This window comes from Pseudomonas sp. LAIL14HWK12:I1 (assembly GCF_003202095.1).
GTDB classification, from domain to species: domain Bacteria; phylum Pseudomonadota; class Gammaproteobacteria; order Pseudomonadales; family Pseudomonadaceae; genus Aquipseudomonas; species Aquipseudomonas monteilii.
In genome coordinates this window covers 86,396-111,119 of record NZ_QJKG01000009.1, presented here as the reverse complement: position 1 = coordinate 111,119, position 24,724 = coordinate 86,396, and the positions used below count along the sequence as shown (strand labels likewise).

24 protein-coding genes, 1 tRNA gene and 1 pseudogene are annotated in these 24,724 nt (G+C 63.5%); 10 read left to right on the top strand and 16 right to left on the bottom strand.

What is annotated here, in order from left to right:
* Positions 1 to 62: 62 nt before the first annotated feature.
* Positions 63 to 866, bottom strand: coding sequence for an MOSC domain-containing protein (locus D906_RS21195; protein ID WP_019096198.1), 804 nt, complete (start codon positions 864 to 866; stop codon positions 63 to 65).
* Between the two features lie 55 nt (positions 867 to 921).
* Entirely contained in the window at positions 922 to 1,857 is a 936-nt protein-coding gene (locus tag D906_RS21190) for a chemotaxis protein CheV (protein ID WP_016714890.1), read from the bottom strand.
* A 350-nt stretch (positions 1,858 to 2,207) separates the two neighbouring features.
* On the opposite strand from D906_RS21190, the gene D906_RS21185 reads away from it, so the two are divergent.
* From D906_RS21185 to D906_RS21175, 3 genes are all read left to right on the top strand, one after another.
* Positions 2,208 to 2,717: a hypothetical protein gene (locus D906_RS21185; protein WP_025754465.1), complete on the top strand. Its 510-nt coding sequence runs from the start codon at positions 2,208 to 2,210 to the stop codon at positions 2,715 to 2,717.
* A gap of 365 nt (positions 2,718 to 3,082) precedes the next feature.
* Entirely contained in the window at positions 3,083 to 3,979 is an 897-nt protein-coding gene (locus tag D906_RS21180; RefSeq protein WP_027615681.1) for a sensor histidine kinase, read from the top strand.
* Positions 3,969 to 4,628: a response regulator transcription factor gene (locus D906_RS21175; protein ID WP_019096195.1), complete on the top strand. Its 660-nt coding sequence runs from the start codon at positions 3,969 to 3,971 to the stop codon at positions 4,626 to 4,628. The genes D906_RS21180 and D906_RS21175 overlap by 11 nt, the downstream gene beginning before the upstream one ends.
* On the opposite strand, the gene yegS is transcribed toward D906_RS21175, so the two are convergent.
* Positions 4,612 to 5,499, bottom strand: coding sequence for a lipid kinase YegS (gene yegS, locus D906_RS21170; RefSeq protein ID WP_027615680.1), 888 nt, complete (start codon positions 5,497 to 5,499; stop codon positions 4,612 to 4,614). The two genes, D906_RS21175 and yegS, sit on opposite strands and share 17 nt — an antisense overlap.
* Before the next feature lie 315 nt (positions 5,500 to 5,814).
* Here yegS and D906_RS21165 point away from each other — a divergent pair, with 315 nt between their 5' ends.
* Positions 5,815 to 7,062, top strand: a complete 1,248-nt coding sequence (locus D906_RS21165) for a glycosyltransferase family 4 protein (RefSeq protein WP_027615679.1) — start codon at positions 5,815 to 5,817, stop codon at positions 7,060 to 7,062.
* Here the strand turns inward: D906_RS21165 and glp are convergent.
* Both glp and moaB read right to left on the bottom strand, forming a co-directional pair.
* A complete protein-coding gene (glp, locus tag D906_RS21160) occupies positions 7,051 to 8,277 on the bottom strand; it encodes a gephyrin-like molybdotransferase Glp (protein WP_027615678.1) in 1,227 nt (408 codons plus the stop codon). The genes D906_RS21165 and glp overlap by 12 nt on opposite strands.
* A complete protein-coding gene (gene moaB, locus D906_RS21155; RefSeq protein ID WP_016714883.1) occupies positions 8,261 to 8,800 on the bottom strand; it encodes a molybdenum cofactor biosynthesis protein B in 540 nt (179 codons plus the stop codon). Before moaB ends, glp begins: the two co-directional genes overlap by 17 nt.
* 187 nt (positions 8,801 to 8,987) lie before the next feature.
* Between moaB and D906_RS21150 the strand changes: the two genes are divergently transcribed.
* Positions 8,988 to 9,209, top strand: coding sequence for a YgdI/YgdR family lipoprotein (locus tag D906_RS21150; protein ID WP_019096192.1), 222 nt, complete (start codon positions 8,988 to 8,990; stop codon positions 9,207 to 9,209).
* An 80-nt stretch (positions 9,210 to 9,289) separates the two neighbouring features.
* A tRNA-Pro gene (locus tag D906_RS21145) sits at positions 9,290 to 9,366 on the top strand.
* A gap of 54 nt (positions 9,367 to 9,420) precedes the next feature.
* On the opposite strand, the gene D906_RS27115 is transcribed toward D906_RS21145, so the two are convergent.
* The 3 genes and pseudogenes from D906_RS27115 to D906_RS21135 form a co-directional block, all read right to left on the bottom strand.
* The gene (locus tag D906_RS27115) at positions 9,421 to 10,125 is read right to left on the bottom strand and encodes a methyl-accepting chemotaxis protein (RefSeq protein WP_371257972.1); all 705 of its coding nucleotides are present in this window, start codon (positions 10,123 to 10,125) and stop codon (positions 9,421 to 9,423) included.
* A gap of 228 nt (positions 10,126 to 10,353) precedes the next feature.
* Positions 10,354 to 10,464: pseudogene (locus D906_RS27110) on the bottom strand (hypothetical protein); the annotation flags it as partial.
* A gap of 745 nt (positions 10,465 to 11,209) precedes the next feature.
* Complete coding sequence (locus tag D906_RS21135) at positions 11,210 to 12,973, bottom strand: ABC transporter transmembrane domain-containing protein (protein WP_025754469.1); 1,764 nt, start codon at positions 12,971 to 12,973, stop codon at positions 11,210 to 11,212.
* A gap of 209 nt (positions 12,974 to 13,182) precedes the next feature.
* Here D906_RS21135 and D906_RS26660 point away from each other — a divergent pair, with 209 nt between their 5' ends.
* Entirely contained in the window at positions 13,183 to 13,356 is a 174-nt protein-coding gene (locus D906_RS26660; protein WP_016714880.1) for a PA1571 family protein, read from the top strand.
* A 52-nt stretch (positions 13,357 to 13,408) separates the two neighbouring features.
* Here D906_RS26660 and pdxB read toward each other — a convergent pair whose 3' ends face one another.
* From pdxB to rlmM, 3 genes are all read right to left on the bottom strand, one after another.
* Positions 13,409 to 14,551, bottom strand: coding sequence for a 4-phosphoerythronate dehydrogenase PdxB (pdxB, locus tag D906_RS21130; protein ID WP_016714879.1), 1,143 nt, complete (start codon positions 14,549 to 14,551; stop codon positions 13,409 to 13,411).
* Positions 14,552 to 14,611: 60 nt separating this feature from the next.
* Positions 14,612 to 14,854, bottom strand: a complete 243-nt coding sequence (tusA, locus tag D906_RS21125) for a sulfurtransferase TusA (RefSeq protein ID WP_003248727.1) — start codon at positions 14,852 to 14,854, stop codon at positions 14,612 to 14,614.
* Between the two features lie 76 nt (positions 14,855 to 14,930).
* Complete coding sequence (rlmM, locus tag D906_RS21120; protein WP_019096188.1) at positions 14,931 to 15,995, bottom strand: 23S rRNA (cytidine(2498)-2'-O)-methyltransferase RlmM; 1,065 nt, start codon at positions 15,993 to 15,995, stop codon at positions 14,931 to 14,933.
* Positions 15,996 to 16,219: 224 nt separating this feature from the next.
* Here rlmM and acnA point away from each other — a divergent pair, with 224 nt between their 5' ends.
* Together acnA and D906_RS21110 are read left to right on the top strand one after the other, a co-directional pair.
* Entirely contained in the window at positions 16,220 to 18,961 is a 2,742-nt protein-coding gene (gene acnA / locus D906_RS21115; RefSeq protein WP_027615676.1) for an aconitate hydratase AcnA, read from the top strand.
* A gap of 135 nt (positions 18,962 to 19,096) precedes the next feature.
* Positions 19,097 to 20,662, top strand: coding sequence for a PAS domain-containing methyl-accepting chemotaxis protein (locus D906_RS21110; RefSeq protein ID WP_019096186.1), 1,566 nt, complete (start codon positions 19,097 to 19,099; stop codon positions 20,660 to 20,662).
* A gap of 83 nt (positions 20,663 to 20,745) precedes the next feature.
* Here the strand turns inward: D906_RS21110 and D906_RS21105 are convergent, their stop codons facing one another.
* From D906_RS21105 to D906_RS21085, 5 genes are all read right to left on the bottom strand, one after another.
* The gene (locus D906_RS21105; RefSeq protein ID WP_019096185.1) at positions 20,746 to 21,630 is read right to left on the bottom strand and encodes a pseudouridine synthase; all 885 of its coding nucleotides are present in this window, start codon (positions 21,628 to 21,630) and stop codon (positions 20,746 to 20,748) included.
* 50 nt (positions 21,631 to 21,680) lie between these two features.
* Positions 21,681 to 21,989 (bottom strand): hypothetical protein, encoded by a 309-nt coding sequence (locus D906_RS21100; protein WP_019096184.1) that lies wholly within the window; start codon positions 21,987 to 21,989, stop codon positions 21,681 to 21,683.
* Positions 21,990 to 22,054: 65 nt separating this feature from the next.
* Positions 22,055 to 22,486: a D-Ala-D-Ala carboxypeptidase family metallohydrolase gene (locus D906_RS21095; protein ID WP_019096183.1), complete on the bottom strand. Its 432-nt coding sequence runs from the start codon at positions 22,484 to 22,486 to the stop codon at positions 22,055 to 22,057.
* A gap of 88 nt (positions 22,487 to 22,574) precedes the next feature.
* Positions 22,575 to 22,814 carry a glutaredoxin family protein gene (locus tag D906_RS21090; protein ID WP_019096182.1) on the bottom strand — a complete coding sequence of 80 codons (240 nt, stop codon included), beginning with the start codon at positions 22,812 to 22,814 and terminating at the stop codon, positions 22,575 to 22,577.
* A 71-nt stretch (positions 22,815 to 22,885) separates the two neighbouring features.
* Positions 22,886 to 24,094, bottom strand: a complete 1,209-nt coding sequence (locus D906_RS21085; protein ID WP_016714870.1) for an ammonium transporter — start codon at positions 24,092 to 24,094, stop codon at positions 22,886 to 22,888.
* Positions 24,095 to 24,408: 314 nt separating this feature from the next.
* On the opposite strand from D906_RS21085, the gene D906_RS21080 reads away from it, so the two are divergent.
* Positions 24,409 to 24,723: a YqjD family protein gene (locus tag D906_RS21080; RefSeq protein WP_019096180.1), complete on the top strand. Its 315-nt coding sequence runs from the start codon at positions 24,409 to 24,411 to the stop codon at positions 24,721 to 24,723.
* The last annotated feature ends 1 nt before the right edge of the window (position 24,724 follow it).

The window sequence follows — 24,724 nt, the reverse complement described above, 5'->3', positions numbered from 1 at the left end:
CGCCGAGCCTGAACCGGCCTCTTCGCAGGTAAACCCGCGAAGGGGCCAATACGGACAAACAGTTATTCAAGGACTTCCACTTTCATCCCCACCTCAAGCCACCCATTCCCATCCACCGCCAGGTTCTGCCCGAACAGCACATCCCCCTCCTTCTCGCGAAAGGTCTTGAGCGTGGCCATCGGCTCCCGATCGGCACTGCGCTCCCCGGTAGCCGGGTCAATCGTGGTAAAGATGCACCGCACACTCGGTTTGAGCACACGAAACACCAAGCTGCCGACACGAATCCGCTTCCAGCCATCTTCGGCGAAGGGTTCAGCGCCGTGCACCACCAGGTTGGGCCGAAAGCGCAGTATCTCCATGGGCCGGCCAACACGCCGGCTGAGCTCGTCGAGCGAGCCCTGGCCAATCAGCAGCAAGGGGAAACCATCCGGAAACGCCGCCCGGTCACTGTTGAAACCATAACCATTGGGCAGGTAGCGCGCACGCTGCTCCGGGCAATGCACCAGGCGCACGGCCTTGCCTAGCAGTTCGCTCAGCCAGGCCGCCACTTCATCGCCTGCATCAGGCACTCGCAACGTATCGCGCCAAATGGTCACGCCACGCAGGGCTTCGTCGGCAGCGGGTACAGGTACCCGCAACGGTGCCTGCCCGGGCGCCTGCAGCAGCAACCGGCCGCTGTCGTCTTCACACGCCTGTAACTGGCCAAGTTGAGGCCATGCGCGCTGGGTCAGGAAGCGTCCGTTTTCTTCCTCGACCACCATCCAGCGCCGGTCACCTTGCAACCCCAGCAACCCAACCGGTGAAGCCTGCAGGCTTTGCGCCTGCCCCGACTTCACCGGGTATCGATACAACTCACTGAGAAACATCCCTGCTGCCTCGCGTCATGCCAAAAGCCAAGCTTATACCTGGCCGGCCCAGGGTTCACGCAGTGGCGGTGTCCAGTAGCAGGCGTTGCTTGACCACATCGACCAGGCGATCAGGCTGGAACTTGGACAGGAAGTTGTCGCAACCCACCTTTTTCACCATGGACTCGTTGAAACTGCCCGACAGCGAGGTGTGCAGCACCACGTAAAGCTGGCGCAGGCGTGCATCACTGCGGATCTCGGTGGTCAGCCGGTAGCCGTCCATTTCCGGCATTTCGGCATCGGTAAATACCATCAGCAGCTTCTCGCATACGTCTTCGCCGGCATCGGCCCAGCCCTTGAGCATACGTAGCGCTTTCAGGCCATCACTGGCCACATGCAGTTTCACGCCTAACTGGGACAGCGTATCGCGCAACTGCGCCAAGGCCACGCTGGAGTCATCCACCAACAGCACCTCGCGGCCACGCGCCCGGGCCAGCACCGGGTCGGCGAGTTTGTCGCCGGAGACCCGGGCGTTGTACGGCACGATCTCGGCCAGCACCTTCTCTACGTCGATAACCTCCACCAACTTGTCATCAACCTTGGTGATGGCTGTCAGGTAGTGTTGGCGCCCGGCACTGGAAGGGGGTGGCATGATCGACTCCCAGTTCATGTTGACGATGCGGTCCACACCACCCACCAGGAAGGCCTGCACCGAGCGGTTGTACTCGGTGACGATGATGGTGCTGTCCGGCCCCGGCTGCAGCGGGCGCATGCCAATCGCCTGGGACAGGTCGATCACCGGCAGGGTCTGCCCGCGCAGGTTGACCACACCGCAGACGAAGGCGTGGCGCTGGGGCATCAAGGTCAGTTTGGGCAGTTGCAGCACCTCCTGCACCTTGAACACGTTGATCGCGAACAACTGGCGACCGGCCAGGCGAAACATCAGAATTTCCAGGCGGTTCTCACCCACCAATTGCGTGCGTTGGTCTACCGTGTCGAGAATGCCAGCCATTGGAAACCCCCAGGCTTGAGTCGGAAAAGGTGAAATCATCTACCCTGTATCGGCGGTTTCACGCGCACCTTGACCCTTGCGGAAAAATACCGCAAAGGCAATTGATATCACTTTACCATCATGCTTTACTGCGGGCCCACCGGGATAAACCGAGTGTGCTGAAAAAGTTCCCCACCCCGGCCCCGCATCAGGGAAACCCTTAGTCGCAATCGGGCGCAACCTGATGTTCGCGATATCCTTTAGCCATTAATGTGACGCCATTCTCACTGCATGAATGGAGTCAGGCTTTTGCTAGCTATCGTTTTGGCGTGCCCGTCCCCTGCGCCTACCCCACGCGCGGGGACCTGACCATGGACACTGCCTTATCGTTCGACGACGCCCTCCAAGGCTTCCTGCTGGATGCCCAGGTACTGCTGACCCAGGCCCAGGAATGCCTGCAGCATCTGGAACTGATCGACAATGATCCGGATGCCTGCCGCTGCCTGGGCAACGCCCTCGACAGCCTCGCCCGTCAGGCCACACGCCTGGGCCTGCGTGAAGTCGCCCATTACACCACTGCCCTTCAACAGTTGCTTGCCCCGGCCTGCCACGGTGGTTGCCTGCAACGTGCAGCCCTACCCGCGGTAGGGGAGTGCCTGACCCTGCTGGCCTGGCAACTGGAGCTGGTCGACACCCGAACCGGGCGGCTGAACCTGGACATCGGCGAGCAACTGGTGCTACTGGGTGAGTTGGCGAAAGTCGTGCAACAACCTTTTGCGTCAGCCTGTACGTCATGCGATGAGCAAGGCAGCGAGTGCATACACACCCAGGGTGAAGTGGCAGACAGCAGCCACCCTGATCGCTCTAAGCCGGCGCTTTAAAAGACGCAGAGTGCAACTAAGTACCGTTGTTCAAGCTCCACCATGGTCAAACTTGGAAAGTTCTCCAGGTTTTCAGTGGCCCAAGTTGAACCTTGAGCACGCGAGTTACAGCACAAGTGCGTACTGCACGATTAAAGGGTGGCACTTTGCTACCCGAAAAGACCGGACCAGCAGGCGTTTCAAAGCGTTTCCCATCCGCGACCGATGCAATGCAAAGTGGTAATATGCGCCCCCACCAAGGCTTGCAACCTGAAGCAAGGTTGCAAGATCACGCATTCGAAAAAACATCGAAAGTACTGCGCCAAAGCCTCTGACCAGCATTGTGCAAGGCCTCCATCAGCAATACTTCAGTGGCTTTCCTACTTATGTTCCCACGCTTGAAGACTTCTCTGCGTTGCTGCTCCCGCGCCGTCCTGTTGCGTTGGGCGACGGCCGGGCTGTGCGTGGCCTCGCTGGTTGCGAACCTGGCGCTGTACCTGGCCAACCAGGCCATCCCGGCCAGCCTGCTGGTGCTGCAGCTGGCCGCCACGCTGGGCGCCGCCGTTCAACTGGGCCTGGGCGCCAGGTCGATCAGCCTGCGCCCGGCCGAACTGGCCGAGCGCATGCTCAAGGTGCAGGAAGACGAACGTCAGCATCTGAGCCGCGAACTTCACGACGACATCGGCCAATTGCTGACCGCTGCGAAGCTGCAGTTGCAGTGGCTGCAGCGGCGTATGCCCGACGAGCTGCAAAGCCACTGCGATGCCCTGCGGGGCACGCTGGATGACACCCTGGGCAACGTGCGCGATGTGTCCGCCCTGCTCAACCCCCGGCAGCTCGCCAGCCTTGGCCTGGAAGCCAGCCTGCGCGCGCACCTGGTACGTACGCTGGCCAGCAGCAGCGTGCACTGGAGCCTGGCGTGCAACCAGCGCCTGGGCGGCATCGACGAAGCCGTGGCCATGGCCGTGTTCCGCATTACCCAGGAGGCGGTGACCAACATGTTGCGCCACGCCCAGGCACACAACCTGGTCATCCGCCTGCAGCGCACCCCTGAAGGGCTGGCACTGTCGATCCACGACGATGGCCGTGGCTTCATTCCGGCCCGGCACCCGGCCGAGGCAGGCCAGCGCGGTCTGGCCGGCATGCAGGAGCGGGTAACCGCGTTGCAGGGCAGCCTCGACATCACCAGCCAGCCTGGCCTGGGCACGCAGATCGAAGCGATGTTCCCCTGGCCCCCGCGCAGCCAGCAACGCGCCCGGAGTACTGCCACCCATGACCTGTAGACTGCTGCTGGTTGACGACCACTCGCTGATCCGCGCCGGGGTACGCGCGCTGGTCTGTGACATCCCTGGCTATGACGTGATCGGCGAAGCTGACGATGGCGGCCAACTGCTCGAACAGGTGCGCACGCTGGCGCCCGACATCGTCTTACTGGACATTTCAATGCGCTCCACCAGCGGCCTGGATGCCCTGACTCAACTGCGTGCCAGCGGCAACGCCTGCAAAGTGCTGATTCTGTCGATGCACACCGACCCCGACCTGATCATGCGGGCGCTGGAAAGCGGCGCCCACGGCTATCTGCTCAAGGACACCAGCGCCACCGAGCTGGAACAGGCCCTGAGCGCGGTGCGCAACGGCGAGCGCTACCTCAGCCCGGCCATCGCCCACACCGTCATCAACCAGGCGCTACGGCACACCAAACCGGGCAAGCAGGCCGCTGGCGAGCGGCATAACCTCACGGCCCGGCAACTGGAGATCCTGCGCCTGATCGTGCGCGGCAAGTCCACCCGGGAAATCGCTGCGGGCCTAGGCCTGTCTATCAAGACGGTCGAAACCCACCGTTCGCAAATCATGAAGCGGCTGCAGATTCATGACGTGGCTGGCCTGGTGCTGTTTGCCGTACGCGAAAAGATCATCAGCCTGGACGACTGAGCAATGGCGACCCGGCCGGCAGGTGCAGGCGTATCGCGGCTGGCCTGGCCTGAAAGCGCAGGTTGTCGGCCTGCAAAGGCTCGCCATCGAGGTTGATATCCAGCCCCTGCGAACTCTTGATTTCCACCCAGGGCAGCCTCGCCCGAATGAACAGGCCATCGCCGGCCAGCAGATCGCGCAAAGCTCCAACCACTTCCTGCGGCGCAGGCAGGATGGCGATGTCCAGCAAGCCGTCATTCACCACCGCTTCAGGGCATAGCACCTGCCCTCCCCCAGCCTGGCGGCCATTACCGATACCGAGTGCCAGCAAGCTCCCTTGCCACTGAAAATCTGGCCCTTGCAGTTCCACCGAAGCTGCCTGCAGTTCGCTGAAGCGCGACAAGCCGGTGAACAGGTAGGCCGCCGCCCCCAGCACTTTTTTCAGGTCTTCGGAGGTGTTGGCGGTGACCTGACTGCCAAATCCGCCTGTGGCCATGTTAAGGAACAACTGGTCCCCAGCCTGGCCCAGGTCTATCGCCTGGGCCGGTGTGTTCAACAACGCCAGAGCCGCAGCAGGCTCCAGCGGTATACCCGCGGCCCGGGCGAAGTCGTTGGCAGTGCCAAGGGGCAACAGCGCCAGGCTGGCATCGGCGCCGGCCAGCCCCATGGCTTCGGCCACGTCGCGCAAAGTGCCGTCCCCACCACCGGCGACAATATGGCTGTAGCCCGCGCTAAGTGCCTCACCGACCAGCCGCTGCGCATCACCCGCCTCCCAGGTAACACGTACATCCAGTGCCCAACCGGTACCGCGCAGGTCATGCACGGCGCTGCGCAGTTCTTCGTTCATCGCCTGCTTACCGTGCAGAATCAGCATTGCCTTGCGCCCTTGCATTGCGCTTCTCCGTGAAGTTGAACCACCCAAATCTCGACCATGCCCAGCAACGGATCGTTGCATAGGTGTAAAAAAATAACGAAGCCGGCGCGGTCTTTTTCCCACACCCGACAATGCGCGGCTATGCTCAGGAAATGAACTTTTGACAAGTTTTTGACCCAGGCCAACATTTTTCCCAGGGTGGTCAGCCTTTTGACTTCTGTTCGCCGGGCCAATCTCGATCCTGGCCATGGACGCGCCCCCCGGCAGTGGTGTGCATAGCGCTGCCGATGGGCGCGTCTTTTCATCCACAGCCTTCAGCGAGGATTCCGGGTCATGCGCATTCTCTGGACACTGCCGTACCTGCCTTGGCCAACTACCAGCGGCAGCAAGACCCGGCAATACCACCTGATGCGCGCAATGGCACAGCAAGGCCACCGCATTACCCTGCTGGTGCAGTCGAAAATCCCGCTCAGCGATGCGGCCCGCGAAGCCCTGGAGCCCCTACTCGAACGACTGATCGTGCTACCCCGTCGGCCACTGCACAGCCCGCTGAACCTGCTGGCCTCGCCGATCATCGACTACCCCATGCGGGCGATCATCAATGGCCTGTCCCCTTGCCTGCGGCACAGCTTCGAGCAGTTGCTGGACGAACCGTGGGACGTGATCCAGATTGAGCACAGCTATAGCTTTCAACCGTTCGAAAAGGCTTTGCAGGCGCGCGGGCTGCCCTACATGCTCAGCGAGCACACGCTGGAGTCCGTGATGGGCGGTGCCTGCCACGACCGCCTGCCGCTCTGGCTACGCCCGCTCAATGCCTTTGACCGCTGGCGCTACCGGCGCTGGGAACAGCGGGTGCTGCGCCAACCTACCGAGTTGGTAGCGGTCAGCGCACACGATGCCGAGCTGATCGCGCAGATCAGCGGGCGCCCGGTGAACGTGGTGGTCAATGGTGTGGATTGTGATTTCTACCAGCACGTGCAACCTGCGCTGCATAGCCAGCGCTTGTTGTTCGTGGGCAACTTCGAGTATGGCGCCAACCTGGAAGCCATCGAGTGGGCGCTGGAAGACATCATGCCGCAAGTGTGGATGAGCAACCCGGCGGTGCGCCTGGCGATAGCCGGGCATGCGCTGCCGATCAGCTGGAAATTGCACTGGAACGACCCGCGCATCGAATGGTTAGGCTACCGCCCTGACCTGCGCGAGCTGCAAAAGCGTTCGGCACTGTTCTTCGCCCCGCTGCGCTATGCCGGCGGCTCCAAAGTAAAAATCCTCGAGGCCATGGCCGCCGGCCTGCCGGTGATCACCACCGGAAAAGGCGTATCGGGCCTGGCCGCGAACAACGGAGAACACTACCTGGGCAGTGATGACGGTGACCAGCTCGCCCTGCTGATCACCCAACTGCTCAACCAGCCCTGGCGCATGAGCCAACTGAGCGATGCCGGGCGGCAATTCGCCCGTCAACGCCACGACTGGAGCGTGGCGGCCCAGCAACTGGAGAACGTGCACATGCGCCTGGCCCAGGCAGCGCCCGCCGAGGCCGCACCGCTGGGCAGTGCCTGGCTGGGCCGCTCAGCCAAGTAGCTCGCTGAAGGGGATGAACGGCACGCTATCGCCCTGTTTCGGCGTACTGCCTTCGCGCACCTCTACCAGGCCCTCGGCCCAGGCGGCACTGCGCAGCACCCCCGAGCTCTGGTTCTTGTAGATGCGCACCTGGCCCTGTTCGATGCGCGCGCGCAGGTATTCGCGGCGCGTGCCAGGCTTGGGCCAGTCGAAGCCCGCCGGCATGTCGAAACGCAGCGGCGTGACATCGGCCACCCCCTGACGACGGAGCAAGTAGGGCCGGGTCAGCAGGCCAAAGGTGACCAAGGTCGAGGCCGGGTTGCCCGGCAGGCCGATCACCGGCACGCCCTGGAAGTGGCCGAAGGTCAGCGGTTTGCCCGGTTTGATCGCCAGCTTCCACAACGCCAGCTCGCCGGCTTCGCGCAGGGCAGCACCGAGGTAGTCGGCCTCCCCCACCGAGACACCGCCGGTAGACAAGATAAGGTCAACGTCGCCCAGCGAGGCCAGGCAGGCACGGGTACGTGCAAGGTCATCCGGCAGGATGCCCGCATCGACCACGTCGCAGCCCAGCCGCTGCAACCAGCTGACCAGCAGCCGACGGTTGCTGTTGTAGATTTGCCCAGGGCCCAGCGGCAGGCCGGGCTCGACCAGTTCGTCACCGGTGGACAGCACCGCCACCCGTACCTTGCGTACCACATCCAGGCGACCATGGCCCAGGGTCGCCGCCAGGCCCAGTTCGATCGGACCAAGGCGGGTGCCGGCGCTCATTACCTGCTCACCCCTGCGGGTTTCCTGGCCCTGAGGGCGTATGTTCTGCCCGGTTTGCAACGCTTCAAGAAAGCGTACCCGGCCATCTTCGAGCACCTCGGTGTTTTCCTGCATCTCGACGCAGTCGGCCCCTTCCGGCACCGGCGCCCCCGTAAAGATGCGCGCGCAGGTGCCTGGCTGCAGCGGCTGTGGCGCATGCCCGGCAAAAATGCGCTGGCTGACCGGCAGCGGCTGGCCCTGCCAGTCGGCGTTGCGCAAGGCATAACCGTCCATGGCGCTGTTCGGCCAGGGCGGCAGGTCGAGCGAGGCCACCAGATCGGTGGCCAGCACACGGCCTTCGGCCTCGGCCAGCGGCAGGTTCTCCATCTCGCGTATGGGCGCCGCCTCGGCCAGCGCCAGCAGTTGCTCCAGGGCCTGCTCCACCGGCATCAGCGGCCGGGCCTGGCCGGCCTCAGCCACGGCTGTCACAGGCCGCAGCCTGCTTCAGGTGCGCAACGAAGTTGCACGGGCGATGGCGGGCATCGAGCTGTTCGGCCAGGATGCCATCCCAGCCGGTACGCACGGCGTTGGTCGAGCCCGGCAGGCAGCACACCAAGGTACCGTTGGCCAGCCCGGCCAAGGCACGCGACTGCACAGTGGAGGTGCCAATGTCGGCCACCGAGATCTGCCGGAACAACTCTCCAAACCCTTCCACCTGTTTGTCCAGCAGGCAGGCCACCGCCTCGGGCGTGCTATCGCGGCCGGTAAAGCCGGTCCCCCCCGTGATCAACACCACTTGCACGTTGTCATCGGCGATCCAGGTGGCAACCTGGGCGCGGATCTTGTACAGGTCATCCTTGAGCAGCACGCGCTCGGCCAAACGGTGGCCGGCCGCACTCAGGCGGTCGACGAACAGCTGCCCGGAGGTGTCGGTGTCGAAAGTACGGGTGTCGCTGACCGTGAGCACGGCGATGTTCAGCGCCACGAAGGGGGTATCTGCCTTGGCTTTCATGGGTGTCCGTCACAACAGGATGAGATGGCCGCAGTTATATCACAGCGCACCTTTCCCGACGTTGCGCCCATGGCGATTGCCCTCGGTCAATAGGCCGGGTTTGCCGCTATGCTGCACTAAAAAAGGAACTTGCATGGACACCCTGCGTCTTAACTGACATCTAGCACCATCGCACTGGAGAAACACGATGATTCAACGGACCCTACCCGCCTTCCTGCTCGCCCTGGGCCTGGGCGCCCTTGCCGGCTGCGCTTCGCCGACCGTCATTACCCTGAACGATGGCCGCGAAATCCAGGCCACGGACACCCCGAACTACGATGAAGACTCCGGCTTCTACGAATTCGAGCAACTGGATGGCAAGCGCACCCGCCTGAACAAGGACCAGATCCGCACCGTCAAAGAGCTCTGATCCAGGCGCCCGTTTTGCAAAGCCCCTTTGAACAACAAGGGCTTGTGTGCAAAAACGGGATGCAGTAGGATTTTGTTCATCGGAGTGTAGCGCAGCCAGGTAGCGCGTCTCGTTCGGGACGAGAAGGCCGCAGGTTCGAATCCTGTCTCTCCGACCAGATCCTGCTCGAAAAGCCCGCCTTGTGCGGGCTTTTTGTTGTGCCTGAAAACGGTCAGGCCGTCAGGCGCGAGGTCACCTCACCCAACTGCCCCGACAACCCGTGCAAGCGCTGCCCGGCCTGCTCGGTATGCTGCACTGCCTGCTGGTTGGCCGTGGCGATACGGGTGATTTCGATCAGGTTGCGCGAAATGTCCTCCGCCACGCTGGTCTGCTCTTCGGCCGCCGTGGCGATTTGTCGGTTCATGTCACGGATCGCCTCTACGGACTGGGTGATGCGCTGCAACATCTGCCCGGCCTGCTGCACCTGCTCGGCCCCCTCCTCGCTGCGCTGCTGGCCGCTTTCGATCGCCTTGACCGCCTCTACCGCCCCCGACTGCACGGCTTCGATGATCTGGTGAATCTCGGCAATCGATGCAGCGGTGCGCTGGGCCAGGCTGCGCACCTCATCGGCAACCACTGCAAACCCACGCCCGGCTTCGCCAGCACGGGCCGCTTCGATGGCTGCGTTGAGCGCCAGCAGGTTGGTCTGCTCAGCGATGCCACGGATCACCTCCAGCACTTTGCCAATGCGCGTGCTGTCGTGTTCCAGGTCGCGGATTACCGCCGCCGTGCCGGCGATTTCACGGTTGACCACACCGATAATGTCGATGGTCTGCTGCATCACCTGCTCGCCGGCCTGGGCGCTGTGGTCAGCGTCATCTGCCGCGCGAGCGGCCTCGCCGGCGTGGCGGGCGACCTCCTGGGCGGTGGCGGACATCTCGTGCATGGCCGTGGCCACCTGGTCGGTACGCTGGAACTGGTCGTGGGTGCCACGGGCCATGTCGCCGGCGATGCTACGCAACTGGCCACTGGCGCCTTCCAGCTCCTGCGCGTTGTCCTGCAGGCGGCCAACGGTATCGGCAAGGAAGTCGCGCAGCGTGTTGGCAGCCCGCGCCAGGCGCCCCAGTTCATCTTCACGGCGGCTATCGACCCGGGCGGCGAAACGCCCTTGGCTCAGTTGTGCGACATACTCGATCAGTTGGCGGATCGGCTCGATCAGGCTACGGTTGACCAGCCACAGGCTGAGTAGCCCCACCAGCACCGCCGAAGCCAACATCACCAGCAAGCCCAGCCATACCGTGCGCTCGGCGCTGGCGCTGATGCTGGCCGCACGCTGACGCGCATCGGCACGCAGCTGCTCGACCAGTTCGCTCATCTGCTCGCTGGCGGCGCGGTCCACGCCTTTGACCGCCTGGTCGCCGGCTACCGGGTCACCACCTGCGGCAAGGAAAGCCTGGCGGCCCTGCGCATAGGCCTGGCCCAACTGCCGGTGGCTGTCACGCAGCTGCTGCAACGGCGCCTTGAGCCTGGCGTCGCTGCTGTCGATCAACTGCCCGAGCAGCTCTTGAACCTGTTGTTCACGGGCCTGGAACTGCTGCCAGTACTTGTCCATGTCCGCTGGCTGGCGCCCGCGCAGCAACACGTTCTTCCATTCCTGTACCTGTATCTTGAATTGCAGGTTGGCTTCGTCGATCAATTGCGAGGCCCGCAGCGGCCCGTCGACCAGCTCGGCATAACCGCGCACGCTGGACGACAGGAACTGGAAACACACCAGGGCGATCAGCAACATCGCCGCCAGGCTGCCGCCGAGCAGCGAGAGAATTTGCACTCTGAGGGATTTACGCAACATCTAGGGTCTCGGAACCAAAGAGAGAGGGCTGGGGCCGCTGTGCAGCCCCCATTACTGGCAGGCCAAAAAAAAGCTGCCATCAAGCAATGGCAGCCAGGTCGAGCACTTACGCAACAGTTGAGGCAGATACTCTCAGGCAATTGCTACAAAAATGTTACAAAACCGCGACACCCTACCCTGTGGTGAACTGCAAGGCCGCCAACCGCGCATACAGCGGGCTTTCCTCGATCAACTGACGGTGTGTGCCCACCGCCACCAGCCGCCCCTTGTCGATGACCGCGATACGTTCGGCATGCTGCACCGTGGCCAGGCGATGGGCGATCACCAGCGTGGTGCGCCCGGCCATCAGGCTGGGCAACGCCTGCTGGATCAGGTGTTCGCTCTGCGCGTCGAGGGCGCTGGTGGCTTCATCCAGCAACAGGATCGGCGCATCCACCAGCAACGCCCGGGCAATCGCCAGGCGCTGCCGCTGCCCACCGGAAAGCCCGATGCCGCCCTCGCCCAAAGGCGTCTGGTAGCCTTGCGGCAGCTGCCGGATGAATTCATCGGCATAGGCACCGCGGGCGGCTGCCTCGACTTCTGCCAGGCTCGCCTCGGGCCGGCCATAACGGATGTTGGCCTCCACCGTGCCACGAAACAGCGAGGGGTTTTGCGCCACCAGGGCGAACTGGCGGCGCAGCTGGTCAGGGTCGAGCGCGGTAATCGCCTGACCATCGAGCAGGATGCGCCCTTGCTGTGGGTCGTAAAAACGCAGCAACAAATCGAACAAGGTCGACTTGCCTGCACCCGAGGGGCCAACCAGGGCAACGGTCTGTCCAGGTTCGATGGCCAGGCTCAGGCCATCGACAGCCGCCACCGTAGGCCGTGACGGGTAGGCAAACACCACCTGCTGCAATTCGATGTGCCCTTTGGCCCGCTGTCTTGGTAGCGCCTGCGCCAGCTCGGGCGGCAGGATTGCACTGCGCGCAGCCAACAGTTCGGCAATACGCTCAGCGGCGCCAGCGGCACGCTGCAGCTCGCCGATCACCTCGCTGAGGGTACCGAAGGCGCTACCGACGATCAGGCTGTAGAACACGAATGCAGCCAGCTCGCCTGCAGAAATACGCCCAGCGATCACATCCATGCCGCCGACCCACAACATCACCCCCACCGCCCCCAACACCAGCACGATCACCAGGGTGATCAGCCAGGCACGCTGGGCAATCCGCTTGCGGGCCACGCTGAACGCTGCTTCGACCGTGCCCGCGAACAGTTCGCGGTCGTGCGCCTGGTGGTTGTAGGCCTGCACCGTCTTGATCTGCCCCAGCGTTTCGGCCACGTAGCTGCCCACATCGGCCACCCGGTCCTGGCTCTGCCGCGACAGGCTGCGCACCCGACGACCGAACAGCAGGATAGGTGCCAACACCAACGGCAGGGCCACCACCACGATACTGGTGAGCTTGGGGTTGGTGATGAACAGCAACACCACGCCGCCGATGACCATCAACGCGTTACGCAAGAACATCGACAACGATGAGCCGATGACCGACTGCAGCAAGGTGGTGTCCGCCGTCAGCCGCGACTGGATCTCGGAGCTGCGGTTGTCTTCGAAAAAGCCGGGGTGCAGGCCGATCAGGTGATCGAAAACGGCGCGACGGATATCGGCCACACACCGCTCGCCAATCCACGAGACCAGGTAAAAGCGGCTGAAAGTGCCCACCGCCAGGGCCAGCACCAGCAGCAGGAACAACCCGATGGTCTGGTTGAGCTGGTGCGCGGAGCGGGTCATGAAGCCCTGGTCCACCAACAGGCGGATGCCCTGCCCCATCGACAGGGTGATGGCGGCAGTGACCACCAGGGCCAGCAAGGCCAGCAGCACTTGCCGGCGATAGGGGCGGACGAACTGCCAGGCCAGGCGCAAGGCGCGGCGCTGACGTGGGGAAACCGATTCGGGCATGGCGACGACCATAATGCGGGGGAAACCGCAGACTACCACTCATCCAGGCTGTGGGAATGCCCGCAGGTTGCTATAGCCCATCGGTATAACCAGTCGCTGGAGCTTTCACCTGGTTTCTGTTGGACTGTTGCTGCCGTGACACAGAAGCTGTCACAGGCCAGTCACGGCGCAGGGCTAACTTGAGCTTGAACCTGATGAGGAGACAGTGCATGAGCTTGCAGCATGGCAGTGACAACCAGAAGCCCCGGACCACCCCGCAACCGCAGGTGTGCGGTTCGATCATCGACGCCCAGGGGCGCGAAGTGCCGATCACCGAGCAAATGATCCAGCAGGCCTGCAAGGCCCTGGAAGAAAGCCGGGCCGAGCGCGTACGCAAAGGTTGACCGACGAATTATTTGCAACCCGGCGCTCGCGCCGGGTTTTTATTGGCCTGAATCAGGCCAGCACCCCACCCAAGGCACTGACCAGCTGCGCCAACTGTGGCGACTCACCCCGCAAGCGCACCGCCAGCCCTTCGATCTCGCGACGTGGCGGGTACTGCTTGCGCAACTGGTCGAACGCCGCCCGCTGCAGCTGCGGGTCGTCGCTCAGGCTGCGGCGGAAGTCCGCATCGTCGCGGCGCGGGTCGTACACGGCGCGGCACAGGGTCGCCAAGGCCCAGGCCGGGTCGGTGCCGGCATCCAGTTCGATTTGTGCCAGTGGCGGCCGGGGCAGCAAGTCTGCCAGTTGCACCTGCTCGTCCACGCCGAGGAAGCGGCACAACGCCTGGTAGATCTGCGCCGTGCCACGCTGGCGGCCATCGAGGCTGTAGCCGGCAATGTGCGGCGAAGCCAGCGTGCACAGGTCGGCCAGTTGCAGGTCGACCTGCGGCTCGCCCTCCCACACATCCAGCACCGCATGCACGTCTTCACGGTCCAGCAGCAGCTCGCGCAAGGCAGCGTTGTCCACCACCGGGCCACGACTGGCGTTGATCAGCCAGGCCCCTGGGCGCAACTGCGCCAACTGCGCCTGGCCCAGCAAGTGCCAGGTCGGGTGCTCGCCGGCACGCTGCAACGGGGTATGCAGGCTGATCACATCGCACTGCTGCAAGATCGTCTCGAGGCTGACGTAGTCGCCACCCTCGACGGCCTGGCGCGGCGGGTCGCACACCAGTACTTTCCAGCCCAGGCCGTGAAGCACCCGCACCAGGCGGCCGCCCACCTCACCCGCACCCACCACGCCATACACGCGATCGGGCAGTGCCACGCCATCGAGCTCGGCCAGGGTCAGTACGCTGCCCAGCACGTAGTCGACCACGCCGCGTGCATTGCAGCCCGGCGCACTGCTCCAGCGGATGCCGGCTTCGGCAAAGTAGTCCAGGTCCAGGTGATCGGTACCGATGGTGCAAGTGCCGACAAAGCGTACGCGGCTGCCTTCGAGCAGCTGGCGGTCGACTTTGGTCACCGAGCGCACCAGCAGGATATCGGCGTCCTTGACGCTGGCGGCATCGAGGCTTCGGCCCGGGTAGCGGCGAATTTCACCGAAACCCTGGAAGAAGGCATCGAGCAGCGGGATGTTCTCGTCGGCAACTATCAGCATGGCGCTCTCCTGTCTGGGGAACGCAGTGTAGGCGCAACGCGGGGCGTGTTCCAGAGCGCTTCAGTCGGCTTTTTTACGGATCCAGTACAGGAAGGTGCCGGCGTCCTCTTGCTGCTGCAGCAATTCGTGGCCGAGGAAGTTGCAGAACTTGGGAATGTCACGGCGGGTCGACGGATCGGTGGCGATGACCTTCAGCAGGCCGCCAGCCGCCAGGTTGCGCACGTGCTGGTGCAGCATCATTACCGGTTCCGGGCAATTCAGGCCGGTGGCGTCGAGGATGGCATCGGGGGTGAAATCGGTCATGGGGGGCTCCGCAAATGATCGTTATTGTCGCGCATAGGCTCGCTTCAACCAAGGGGCTGGCTTGCAGCCCCCGAAATCAGCGCGGCTTCAGGTCCAGTCTGCGCAGATGGCAGGTCACTTCCTCACGGTCGTGATACAGCTGCTTGCAGGCAATCGATACCCTGATCTTGCGCGCCTTGAACGTCGCCTCCATGCGGTCGAGCAACCGGCGTACTTCGGCATAGCGTTGCTTCATCGGCAATTTAAGGTTGACCACTGCCTCGCGGCACAACCCCTCACCCAGCCAGGTTTCGATCAGCGAAGTGGTGCGCGCCGGCTTCTCGACGATGTCGCACACCATCCAGTCCACCGGCTGCTTCGGCTGCCAGGTGAAACCGTCGGCCATCAGGTGCTGCACCAGGCCGGTGTCCATCAGGCTTTCGGCCATCGGCCCGTTGTCGATGGCCGTCACCAGCATGCCACGACGTACCAGCTGGTAGGTCCAGCCACCCGGCGAGGCGCCCAGGTCGACACCGGTCATGTCATCGCCCAGGCGCTGCTCCCACTGCTCACGCGGGATGAACTGGTGCCAGGCCTCTTCCAGCTTGAGGGTCGAACGGCTGGGTGCCTCGCGGGGGAATTTCAGGCGCGGGATGCCCATGGGCCACAACGCGCTGTTGTTGGCCGGGGCCAAGCCGACAAACACCCGCCGGCCGCTGATGAAGGTCAGCAGCAACCGTGGGCGGCTGGCGTCGTCGACCAGGCGGCCGGCCTTTTCCAGGGCCTTGCGCAACGGCACTTCGAACTTGCGACAGAAGGTGGACAATTCCTTGCCTTCGTTGCTGTCCAGCACTTCCAGCCACAGGCTGCCGAACACCGGGAAGTCGGCCAACTGCGCCAGCAGCACACTGATACGGTCACTTTCCGGTAACTCGACAAAACCGCCACGGGCCCACTGCCGAGGGAAAATCAGCTCGTTGAAGCGCAGCGCCCCCATCAATCGCTCGGCACCGCCGTCTTCACTGCAGACAAACTCGGCGCTGGCACTTTGTGGCTTACCTTTGGCATAGCCGGCAATGCCCAGGCGGGCGGCATGTTCGCTGATTTCGGCGCAAACCTCGCCCTCGAAACCGGGCCGGCAATGCATGAACAGGGTATTCATCTCTCACTCCACTACGGCTGGCGCGCAACAGGCGCCGGCAGGGCGGCGATGATAAAGGAAGATCGGAACCTGCGACACGCTCCGCCGGTCCAGAAAAGGGTCAGCGGCCGCAAAGCGGTCTAACCTGACCTTTCAGCCAGGTCCGTACCGTGCGGACCGCAACAGAGCGGTGACACCGGCAGACCTTGAGTAATTGCCGGGCACCGGCGCAGAAGGAGTTGGCAATGCCCTCGCTCGACAGCCTGAACACCCTCAAGACCCTCCAGGTCGGCAACCAGACCTATCACTATTTCAGCCTTACCGAGGCCGCCCGCCAGCTGGGTGACCTGCAACGCCTGCCCATGTCGCTGAAGGTGCTGCTGGAAAACCTGCTGCGCTGGGAGGACGGCCATACCGTCACCGGCGACGACTTGCGCGCCCTTGCCCAGTGGCTAAGCGAGCGGCGCTCTGACCGCGAGATCCAGTATCGCCCGGCGCGGGTGCTGATGCAGGACTTCACCGGCGTGCCGGCCGTGGTCGACCTGGCCGCCATGCGCGCAGCCATGGCCAAGGCCGGCGGCGACCCGCAGCGGATCAACCCGCTGTCACCGGTGGACCTGGTGATCGACCACTCGGTAATGGTCGACCATTACGGCACGCCGCAGGCCTTCGGCGAGAACGTGGATATCGAAATGCAGCGCAATGGCGAGCGTTATGCCTTCCTGCGCTGGGGCCAGAGCGCCTTCGACAACTTCCGCGTAGTGCCGCCGGGCACCGGCATCTGCCACCAGGTCAACCTGGAGTACCTGGGCCGCACGGTGTGGACCCGTGAAGCCGATGGCCGCACCTATGCCTTCCCCGACACCTTGGTGGGTACCGACTCGCACACCACCATGATCAATGGATTAGGTGTGCTCGGCTGGGGTGTCGGCGGCATCGAGGCAGAGGCGGCCATGCTCGGCCAACCCGTGTCGATGTTGATCCCCGAAGTGATCGGTTTCAAGCTGACCGGCAAGCTGCGCGAAAGCATCACCGCCACCGACCTGGTACTGACGGTTACGCAAATGCTGCGCAAGAAAGGCGTGGTGGGGAAGTTCGTCGAGTTTTACGGCGATGGCCTGGCCGAGCTGCCATTGGCCGACCGGGCGACCATTGCCAACATGGCGCCGGAATACGGCGCCACCTGCGGTTTCTTCCCGGTCGATCAGGTGACCCTGGACTACCTGCGCCTGTCGGGCCGCCCCGAAGCGACCGTGCAACTGGTCGAGCATTACTGCAAAGCCCAAGGCCTGTGGCGCCTGCCTGGCCAGGAGCCGCTGTTCAGCGACAGCCTGGCGCTGGACATGCACGAGGTCGAAGCCAGCCTGGCCGGGCCTAAACGGCCACAGGACCGGGTAGCGCTGGGCCAGGTCAGCCAGGCTTTTGACCACTTCATCGAGCTGCAACCCAAACCACTGGCCAAGGACATCGGCCGTCTGGAGAGCGAAGGTGGCGGCGGCGTAGCGGTGGGCAACGCCGACCAGGCGGGCGAGATCGACTACAACCATGCAGGCCAGACTCACACCCTGCGCGATGGTGCCGTGGTGATTGCAGCGATCACCTCGTGCACCAACACCTCCAACCCCAGCGTGATGATGGCGGCCGGGCTGGTGGCGAAAAAGGCGCTGGAAAAGGGCCTGCAACGCAAACCCTGGGTCAAGAGCTCGCTGGCACCGGGCTCCAAGGTGGTCACCGACTACTTCAAGGCCGCCGGGCTCACCCCCTACCTCGACCAGTTGGGCTTCGACCTGGTCGGCTATGGCTGCACCACCTGCATCGGCAATTCCGGCCCGCTGGATGAAGCGATCGAGAAAGCCATTGGCAGCGCCGACCTCACCGTGGCATCGGTGCTGTCTGGCAACCGCAACTTCGAAGGCCGTGTGCACCCACTGGTCAAGACCAACTGGCTGGCCTCGCCGCCGCTGGTGGTGGCCTACGCCCTGGCGGGCAGCGTACGGCTGGACCTGACGCGTGACCCGTTGGGTACCGGCAAGGACGGCCAGCCGGTTTACCTGCGCGACATCTGGCCCAGCCAGCAGGAAATTGCCGAAGCCGTCGCCAAGGTCGACACGGCGATGTTCCACAAGGAATATGCCGAAGTGTTCGCCGGCGATGCACAATGGCAGGCCATCGAGGTGCCGCAGGCCGCCACCTACGTGTGGCAGCCCGACTCTACCTACATCCAGCACCCGCCGTTCTTCGACGGCATCAGCGGCCCGCCGCCACAGATCGTCGACATCCAGGGTGCGCGTGTGCTGGCGCTGCTGGGCGACTCGGTGACCACCGACCACATCTCACCGGCTGGCAACATCAAGGCCGACAGCCCCGCCGGGCGCTACCTGCGTGAGCAGGGGGTGGAGCCACGCGACTTCAACTCCTACGGTTCGCGGCGTGGCAACCATGAAGTGATGATGCGCGGCACCTTCGCCAACATCCGCATTCGCAACGAAATGCTGGCGGGTGAGGAAGGCGGCAACACCTTGCATGTGCCCAGCGGCGAGAAGTTGTCGATCTACGACGCGGCCATGCGCTACCAGCAGGAAGGCACCCCGCTGGTGGTGATTGCCGGCCAGGAATACGGCACCGGCTCAAGCCGCGACTGGGCAGCCAAGGGCACCAACCTGCTGGGGGTCAAGGCTGTACTGGCGGAAAGCTTCGAGCGTATTCACCGCTCAAACCTGGTGGGCATGGGCGTGCTGCCGCTGCAGTTCAAGGCCGGTAACGACCGCAAGCAACTGGGGCTGACCGGCAAGGAGCGAATCGATGTGCTGGGCTTGAATGGCGCGCAGATCCGCCCGGGCATGAGCCTGCCCTTGCGCATCACCCGCGAGGATGGGCAGCAGACGCAGATCGAGGTGCTGTGCCGTATCGATACCCTGAATGAGGTGGAGTATTTCAAGGCTGGGGGGATTTTGCATTATGTGTTGCGACAGCTGATTGCCGGCTAAGTCAGCAAAGCCTGGGGCCGCCGCACAACGGCCCCAGGCTGGGTTGGCATGCCTGGTATCTTTCACATTAAATAATCATTCAATAAAACCAGTCCCTTGCCGATACCTGTCGAAAGCCTTGCGGACTATCAACCCATGCGTAACAACCAGCCGATTACCCAGAGAGAACGGACTTTCCCTGCCCAGCAGCGGTTGATCTCCACCACCAATGCCAAGGGTGTGATCACCTACTGCAACGATGCCTTCATCGAAATCAGTGGGTTCACCCGCGAAGAGCTGACCGGTGCGCCGCACAACCTGGTGCGTCACCCCGACGTGCCGCCTGCCGTGTTCGCCCATATGTGGCAAACGCTCAAGCAGGGCCAACCCTGGATGGGCATTGTCAAAAACCGCTGCAAGTCTGGCGACCACTACTGGGTCAACGCCTATGTCACGCCGATCTACGACAACAACCAGGTCGTGGGCTTCGAGTCCGTGAGGGTCAAGCCCACCGCCGAGCAGATCCGTCGCGCCGAGGCGCTGTACCAGCGCATCAACCAGGGCAAGCCGCCAGTACCGCGCCGCGACAAGTGGCTGCCGGTGTTGCAGGACTGGCTGCCGTTCATCCTGATCAGCCAGGTAGGCTTCCTGATCGGCAACTGGCTTGGCCACTCCTGGGGCTTCGCACTGGCCGCCGGGCTTTCCGTACCGTTGGGCCTGCTTGGCCTGGGCTGGCAGCAGCGCGGCCTGAAGCGCTTGCTGCGCCTGGCCGAACAGACCACCTCCGACCCGCTGATCGCACAGATGTTTACCGACAGCCGAGGCGTGCAGGCGCGCCTGGAAATGGCCATGCTCAGCCAGGACGCCCGCCTGAAAACCTGCCTGACCCGCCTGCAGGACAGTGCCGAACACCTCAGCGACCAGGCGCGCCAGTCCGACGCCCTGGCGCACAAGAGCTCCTCGGGGCTTGAGCGTCAGCGGGTAGAAACCGAGCAGGTCGCCGCTGCAGTCAACCAGATGGCCGCCACCACGCAGGAAGTGGCCAACCATGTGCAGCGCACCGCCGACGCCACCCAGGAAGCCAACCGTCTGACCAGCCAGGGGCGGCAGATTGCCGGGGAAACCCGCGATGCCATCGAGCGCCTGTCGGCAGCGGTGGGTGAAACCGGCCAGACGGTGACCCAGCTGGCCAAGGACAGCGACGAAATTGGCGGTGTGGTCGACGTGATCAAGGGCATCGCCGACCAGACCAACCTGCTGGCGCTTAACGCAGCGATCGAAGCGGCGCGCGCCGGGGAAATGGGCCGTGGTTTTGCCGTGGTGGCTGATGAAGTGCGCCAACTGGCTCAGCGCACTGCAGAGTCCACCGGTCAGATCCATGGCCTGATTGCCAAACTGCAACAAACTGCCAACAACGCCGTACTGACCATGGAAACCGGCCACCGCCAGGCACAGGAAGGCGTCGACCGGGTGATGCAGGCTGACGAGGCGCTGGTGGGGATCAGTGAAGCGGTCGCCAACATCACCGACATGGCGACCCAGATTGCTGCAGCGACCGAAGAGCAGACTGCAGTGGCCGACGAGATCAGCCGCAACATCAGCACCATTGCCGAACTGGCCGACCAGACCGCCGAACAGGCCTTGCACTCGGCACTGCTCAGCGAAGAGTTGACCAGCACGGCGGGGAGCCAGTACTCGCTGGTGGAGCGTTTCAACCGCTGACTCCCGCTGGCCTTACGCGGTCCCTGTAGGAGCGGCCTTGCCGGGGCGCTCCTGCAACGACCGAGTGCGTCCGACTTACCGCGCTACCAATCCAGCCGCAACCGGCTCTCGAAATACCGCTCTTCCCCGCTCAACGGGTCCTTGAAGCGCAGGCTCTGCGCCAGCAGTTTCAGGGGCCGCTGATAGTCATCTTCTTCGTTCAGCAACTGCGGATAGAACGGGTCGTTGCTGATCCCCGCCCCCAACGCCGCCATGTGCACGCGTAATTGGTGGGTCTTGCCGGTTACCGGCGACAACCCATAGCGCCACAGCTCACCCTTCTTCTCCAACACCTCGGCCAGGGTCTCGCTGTTGGCCTCCCCTTCTACCTCATGCATGCGGAAAAACGGCTCGCCATGCACCAGCCGGCTTTTGTGTACCAGCGGATACTCATGCTGCGGCATGGCTGCGGCAATGGCCTGGTAGCGCTTGTCGATACGCCGTTCGGGGAACAGGCGCTGGTAGGCACTGCGGCTGTGCGGGTTGGCAGAAAACAGCACAAGCCCGGCGGTGTGACGGTCGATACGGTGCAGCGGCACCAGGTGCGGGTTATCCAGACGGCGGATCAGGCGGCGCAGCAAGGTCTGCTCGACGTATTCTCCGGTTGGCGTCACCGGCAGAAAATGCGGCTTGTCGGCCACCACCAGGTGCTCATCCACATGCAGGACCGTTTCCTGCACCGGGATGGGTCGCTCGTTCGGCACTTCACGGAAATAGTGCAAACGCATACCGCGCTTGTAAGGCAACTCGGCAGAAACCGCCCGCCCCTCGGCATCCAGCACCCGGCCACGGGCAAAACGGTCGAGCCACTGGGCGCGATCGATAGCCTTGAAATGGTCACACAGGCAATCGAGCACCGTCGCCCAGTTACCGGGGGGCAGGCACACCGTGCTGGCTTGCTGGCGGGCGGGGTCGAAAGGCGTGGTCATGGCAGGCTCGAAACGTTCACGGCCGCGTATTATCCCCCAAGCCCGCGCCCTCAACCAGCCTGGCCTATGGCCTCGCTGCGCTCCTTCAGCCAGCGCAGCACCTGCACCGGCTCCCAGCGGCCTGGGTCGTAGAGGGCATACAGCAACCCTTGGTAACCCACTACATCCAGCCCCCGGTGGTAACCGGCACGCTGGAACAGGGCCTCGATCTCGGCGAAACAGGTATTGAAGTGGACCTTACCGAACGGGGTACGGTCATCGGTGACCAGGCCTTCGAGGCGCAGTTCCAGCACGGCATCGGCCACCCGCTCCACGGGCATGCGGTTGACGCTGTACTTGAGTTGCTCGACGTTGAGCATGGGTTCACCTCGATACTGTATTTATATACAGCATACGAACATCCCCTTGCCGCCGTCAATGCGGTTCATTGCAGCCCCGGCAGATAGCCACTGCCTTTGCGCAGGGTCAGCACCTGGCGCCGAGGCGTGTCGCACGTCACGGACAGGTGCACCCAGCGATCGAATTCGAGGATCAACTGGTCGAAAGCGATGGTGCTGTTACTGATTCTGCGCACGGTATCGCGCGGGCTGACTTCAATCACCGTGAAATCTGCCGCCAGGCCTTGAACGTGCTGGCTATTCCGGGAGCCTCCGATCAGCTGGTTGACCTTCTCGCTGCGGTAGCCGCTGCTGATGATGATGGGCGCATCGAACAGCGCGCGCACCTGCTCGAGCGCTCCACACAGAAACTGCAGGTTGGCACGGGCTTGCGGCGGTGGCGTGTTATCAAAGCCGTCCCTGGCGGCAAGCTGGGAAACGGTCATTTCATCAAGCGTGAAATGCGGGGTGATCAACATGGCGAGGCTCCCGGTGACTGAATGTAGGCACCGGATCATCAGCTCAACGTCATCACCTTGGAGCAGGGACGCAGCTCCCCTGGAGCCATCACTGCGCGAGGAACGCCACCACCTGCTCGGCATCGAACGGCCAGTGCAACTCACCGCCGTTGTCGCAGCGTCGCAGCACCGGAATGATCAGGCCATAACGCTCGAACAGGGCCTCGTTCTCGGCGATGTCGACCAGCTCAACCAACAGACCATGATCGACGAAGGGCATCAGCACGGCCTCGGCCACTTCGCACAGGTGGCAGCCGAGGGTGCCGAACAGTTGGCATTCAGGCAGCATGGGGTACATTCCGGTATGGCTGGGAAAAACCTATTCTAGGTCCGTCCCGCCATCCGTGCACCTGACCTGGCTCAATCCTGGCTGGTGGCGCCAATGCGGTGCAGTGACAGGTCCGCGCCCTGGAACTCCTGCTCATGGCTCAAGCGCAGGCCATGCAACGCGCGGATTGCCCCGTACACGGCAAAGCCACCGGCCAAGGCCACAACCACACCCATCAGGCTGCCCAACAACTGGCTGGCCAGGCTGACACCGCCCATCCCACCCAGGGCTGTCTGACCGAATACGCCGCAAGCGATTCCCCCCCAGACGCCGCACAGCCCGTGCAACGGCCACACACCCAGCACGTCGTCGATCTTCCAGCGGTTTTGCGCTGCGGTGAAGGTCCAGACGAACAGTGCGCCCGCCACCAGGCCTGTGGCCAGCGCACCGATCGGGTGCATCAGGTCGGAACCGGCACAGATTGCCACCAGGCCGGCCAACGGCCCGTTGTGCAGGAAGCCCGGGTCGTTGCGTCCGGCCAGCAGGGCCGACAGGGTGCCGCCGACCATGGCCATCAATGAATTGATCGCCACCAGGCCGCTGACGCCCTGCAACGTCTGGGCGCTCATGACATTGAAGCCGAACCAGCCGATGATCAGGATCCACGAACCCAGCGCCAGGAAGGGAATGCTCGACGGCGCAAACGCCACCAGCCGGCCATCGCGGTAGCGCCCGCGGCGCGCGCCCAGCAACAGCACCGCCGCCAGCGCCAGCCAGCCGCCCATGGCATGCACCACCACCGACCCCGCAAAGTCATGGAACGGCGCGCCGAAGCGTGCCTGCAGCCAAGCCTGCACGCCAAGGTTGCCGTTCCACACCACACCTTCGAAAAACGGGTAGATGAACGCCACGATCAAGGCCGTGGCGCACAGCTGCGGCACAAAGCGCGCCCGCTCGGCAATGCCGCCGGAGATGATCGCCGGTATCGCCGCCGCGAACGTCAGCAGGAAGAAGCACTTGACCAGGGCATAGCCATGATCGGCAGCCAGCGTTGCCGCGGGCTGGAAGAAGTTGACGCCATAGGCGATCCAGTAGCCTATAAAGAAGTACACCAGCGCCGAGATGGCAAAATCGCTGAGGATCTTCGACAAGGCGTTGACCTGGTTCTTGTGGCGCACCGTGCCCACTTCGAGGAACGCGAAGCCGGCATGCATGGCCAGCACCAGAATGGCGCCCATCAGAATGAACAGGGTATTGGAACCGTGGACCAGGGAGTCCATCGCGCTGTGCATGTTTTCCATGAAATAGGCAGACCTGCTGAAAAAGGCACCAGGACAGTTCAAGAACCTGCATCCCTGCACCGATTCGGTGCCAGCCCCCTGCCCTGTTTTGGCGAACCGGGCGGAGCCTGCGTGGTTTTTTCTTGGGTTTGTCGTGGATTGGGTTAAGGTTTATCGGTATTCGCTGCATGGGCGCCCTGAATCGGCGCAAGCCGTGACGGCGGTGCCCCGCAACGTGGCAAACACTTAGCAAGGCCCATACCAGCACTGGCACTTGAACCTTCCGCGCGTGCTATCACTCGAATTACCAACACTCAATCGACAGGGAGACACCCATGGCCAGCAAATCGGCAAAGACTGCACAAGAGATATTGATGGCTGACTTCCAGGCCTTGGTGCGTGACACCGAGAAACTATTGGCCGACACCGCCAACCTTGCCGGCGACCAGGCCGACGAATTGCGTGAACAGATTCACGACCGCCTGGCCCAGGCCCGCGAAACCCTGCAACTGACCCAGGACTCGGTGCGTGAACGCGGCCAGGCCGCGCTGGGCAGCGCCGAGCAGTATGTGCGGGAAAGTCCGTGGCAGGCGATCGGCATCGCCGCCGGCGTCGGCCTGTTGATCGGCCTGCTGGCCAACCGGCGCTAAG

Coding starts and splice junctions, on each gene's coding strand:
- D906_RS21195 (WP_019096198.1), bottom strand. CDS start 866: ATGTTTCTCAGTGAGTTGTATCGATACCCGGTGAAGTCGGGGCAGGCG.
- D906_RS21190 (WP_016714890.1), bottom strand. CDS start 1,857: ATGGCTGGCATTCTCGACACGGTAGACCAACGCACGCAATTGGTGGGT.
- D906_RS21185 (WP_025754465.1), top strand. CDS start 2,208: ATGGACACTGCCTTATCGTTCGACGACGCCCTCCAAGGCTTCCTGCTG.
- D906_RS21180 (WP_027615681.1), top strand. CDS start 3,083: ATGTTCCCACGCTTGAAGACTTCTCTGCGTTGCTGCTCCCGCGCCGTC.
- D906_RS21175 (WP_019096195.1), top strand. CDS start 3,969: ATGACCTGTAGACTGCTGCTGGTTGACGACCACTCGCTGATCCGCGCC.
- yegS (WP_027615680.1), bottom strand. CDS start 5,499: ATGCAAGGGCGCAAGGCAATGCTGATTCTGCACGGTAAGCAGGCGATG.
- D906_RS21165 (WP_027615679.1), top strand. CDS start 5,815: ATGCGCATTCTCTGGACACTGCCGTACCTGCCTTGGCCAACTACCAGC.
- moaB (WP_016714883.1), bottom strand. CDS start 8,800: ATGAAAGCCAAGGCAGATACCCCCTTCGTGGCGCTGAACATCGCCGTG.
- D906_RS21150 (WP_019096192.1), top strand. CDS start 8,988: ATGATTCAACGGACCCTACCCGCCTTCCTGCTCGCCCTGGGCCTGGGC.
- D906_RS27115 (WP_371257972.1), bottom strand. CDS start 10,125: ATGTCCGCCACCGCCCAGGAGGTCGCCCGCCACGCCGGCGAGGCCGCT.
- D906_RS21135 (WP_025754469.1), bottom strand. CDS start 12,973: ATGCCCGAATCGGTTTCCCCACGTCAGCGCCGCGCCTTGCGCCTGGCC.
- D906_RS26660 (WP_016714880.1), top strand. CDS start 13,183: ATGAGCTTGCAGCATGGCAGTGACAACCAGAAGCCCCGGACCACCCCG.
- pdxB (WP_016714879.1), bottom strand. CDS start 14,551: ATGCTGATAGTTGCCGACGAGAACATCCCGCTGCTCGATGCCTTCTTC.
- tusA (WP_003248727.1), bottom strand. CDS start 14,854: ATGACCGATTTCACCCCCGATGCCATCCTCGACGCCACCGGCCTGAAT.
- rlmM (WP_019096188.1), bottom strand. CDS start 15,995: ATGAATACCCTGTTCATGCATTGCCGGCCCGGTTTCGAGGGCGAGGTT.
- acnA (WP_027615676.1), top strand. CDS start 16,220: ATGCCCTCGCTCGACAGCCTGAACACCCTCAAGACCCTCCAGGTCGGC.
- D906_RS21110 (WP_019096186.1), top strand. CDS start 19,097: ATGCGTAACAACCAGCCGATTACCCAGAGAGAACGGACTTTCCCTGCC.
- D906_RS21105 (WP_019096185.1), bottom strand. CDS start 21,630: ATGACCACGCCTTTCGACCCCGCCCGCCAGCAAGCCAGCACGGTGTGC.
- D906_RS21100 (WP_019096184.1), bottom strand. CDS start 21,989: ATGCTCAACGTCGAGCAACTCAAGTACAGCGTCAACCGCATGCCCGTG.
- D906_RS21095 (WP_019096183.1), bottom strand. CDS start 22,486: ATGTTGATCACCCCGCATTTCACGCTTGATGAAATGACCGTTTCCCAG.
- D906_RS21090 (WP_019096182.1), bottom strand. CDS start 22,814: ATGCTGCCTGAATGCCAACTGTTCGGCACCCTCGGCTGCCACCTGTGC.
- D906_RS21085 (WP_016714870.1), bottom strand. CDS start 24,094: ATGGAAAACATGCACAGCGCGATGGACTCCCTGGTCCACGGTTCCAAT.
- D906_RS21080 (WP_019096180.1), top strand. CDS start 24,409: ATGGCCAGCAAATCGGCAAAGACTGCACAAGAGATATTGATGGCTGAC.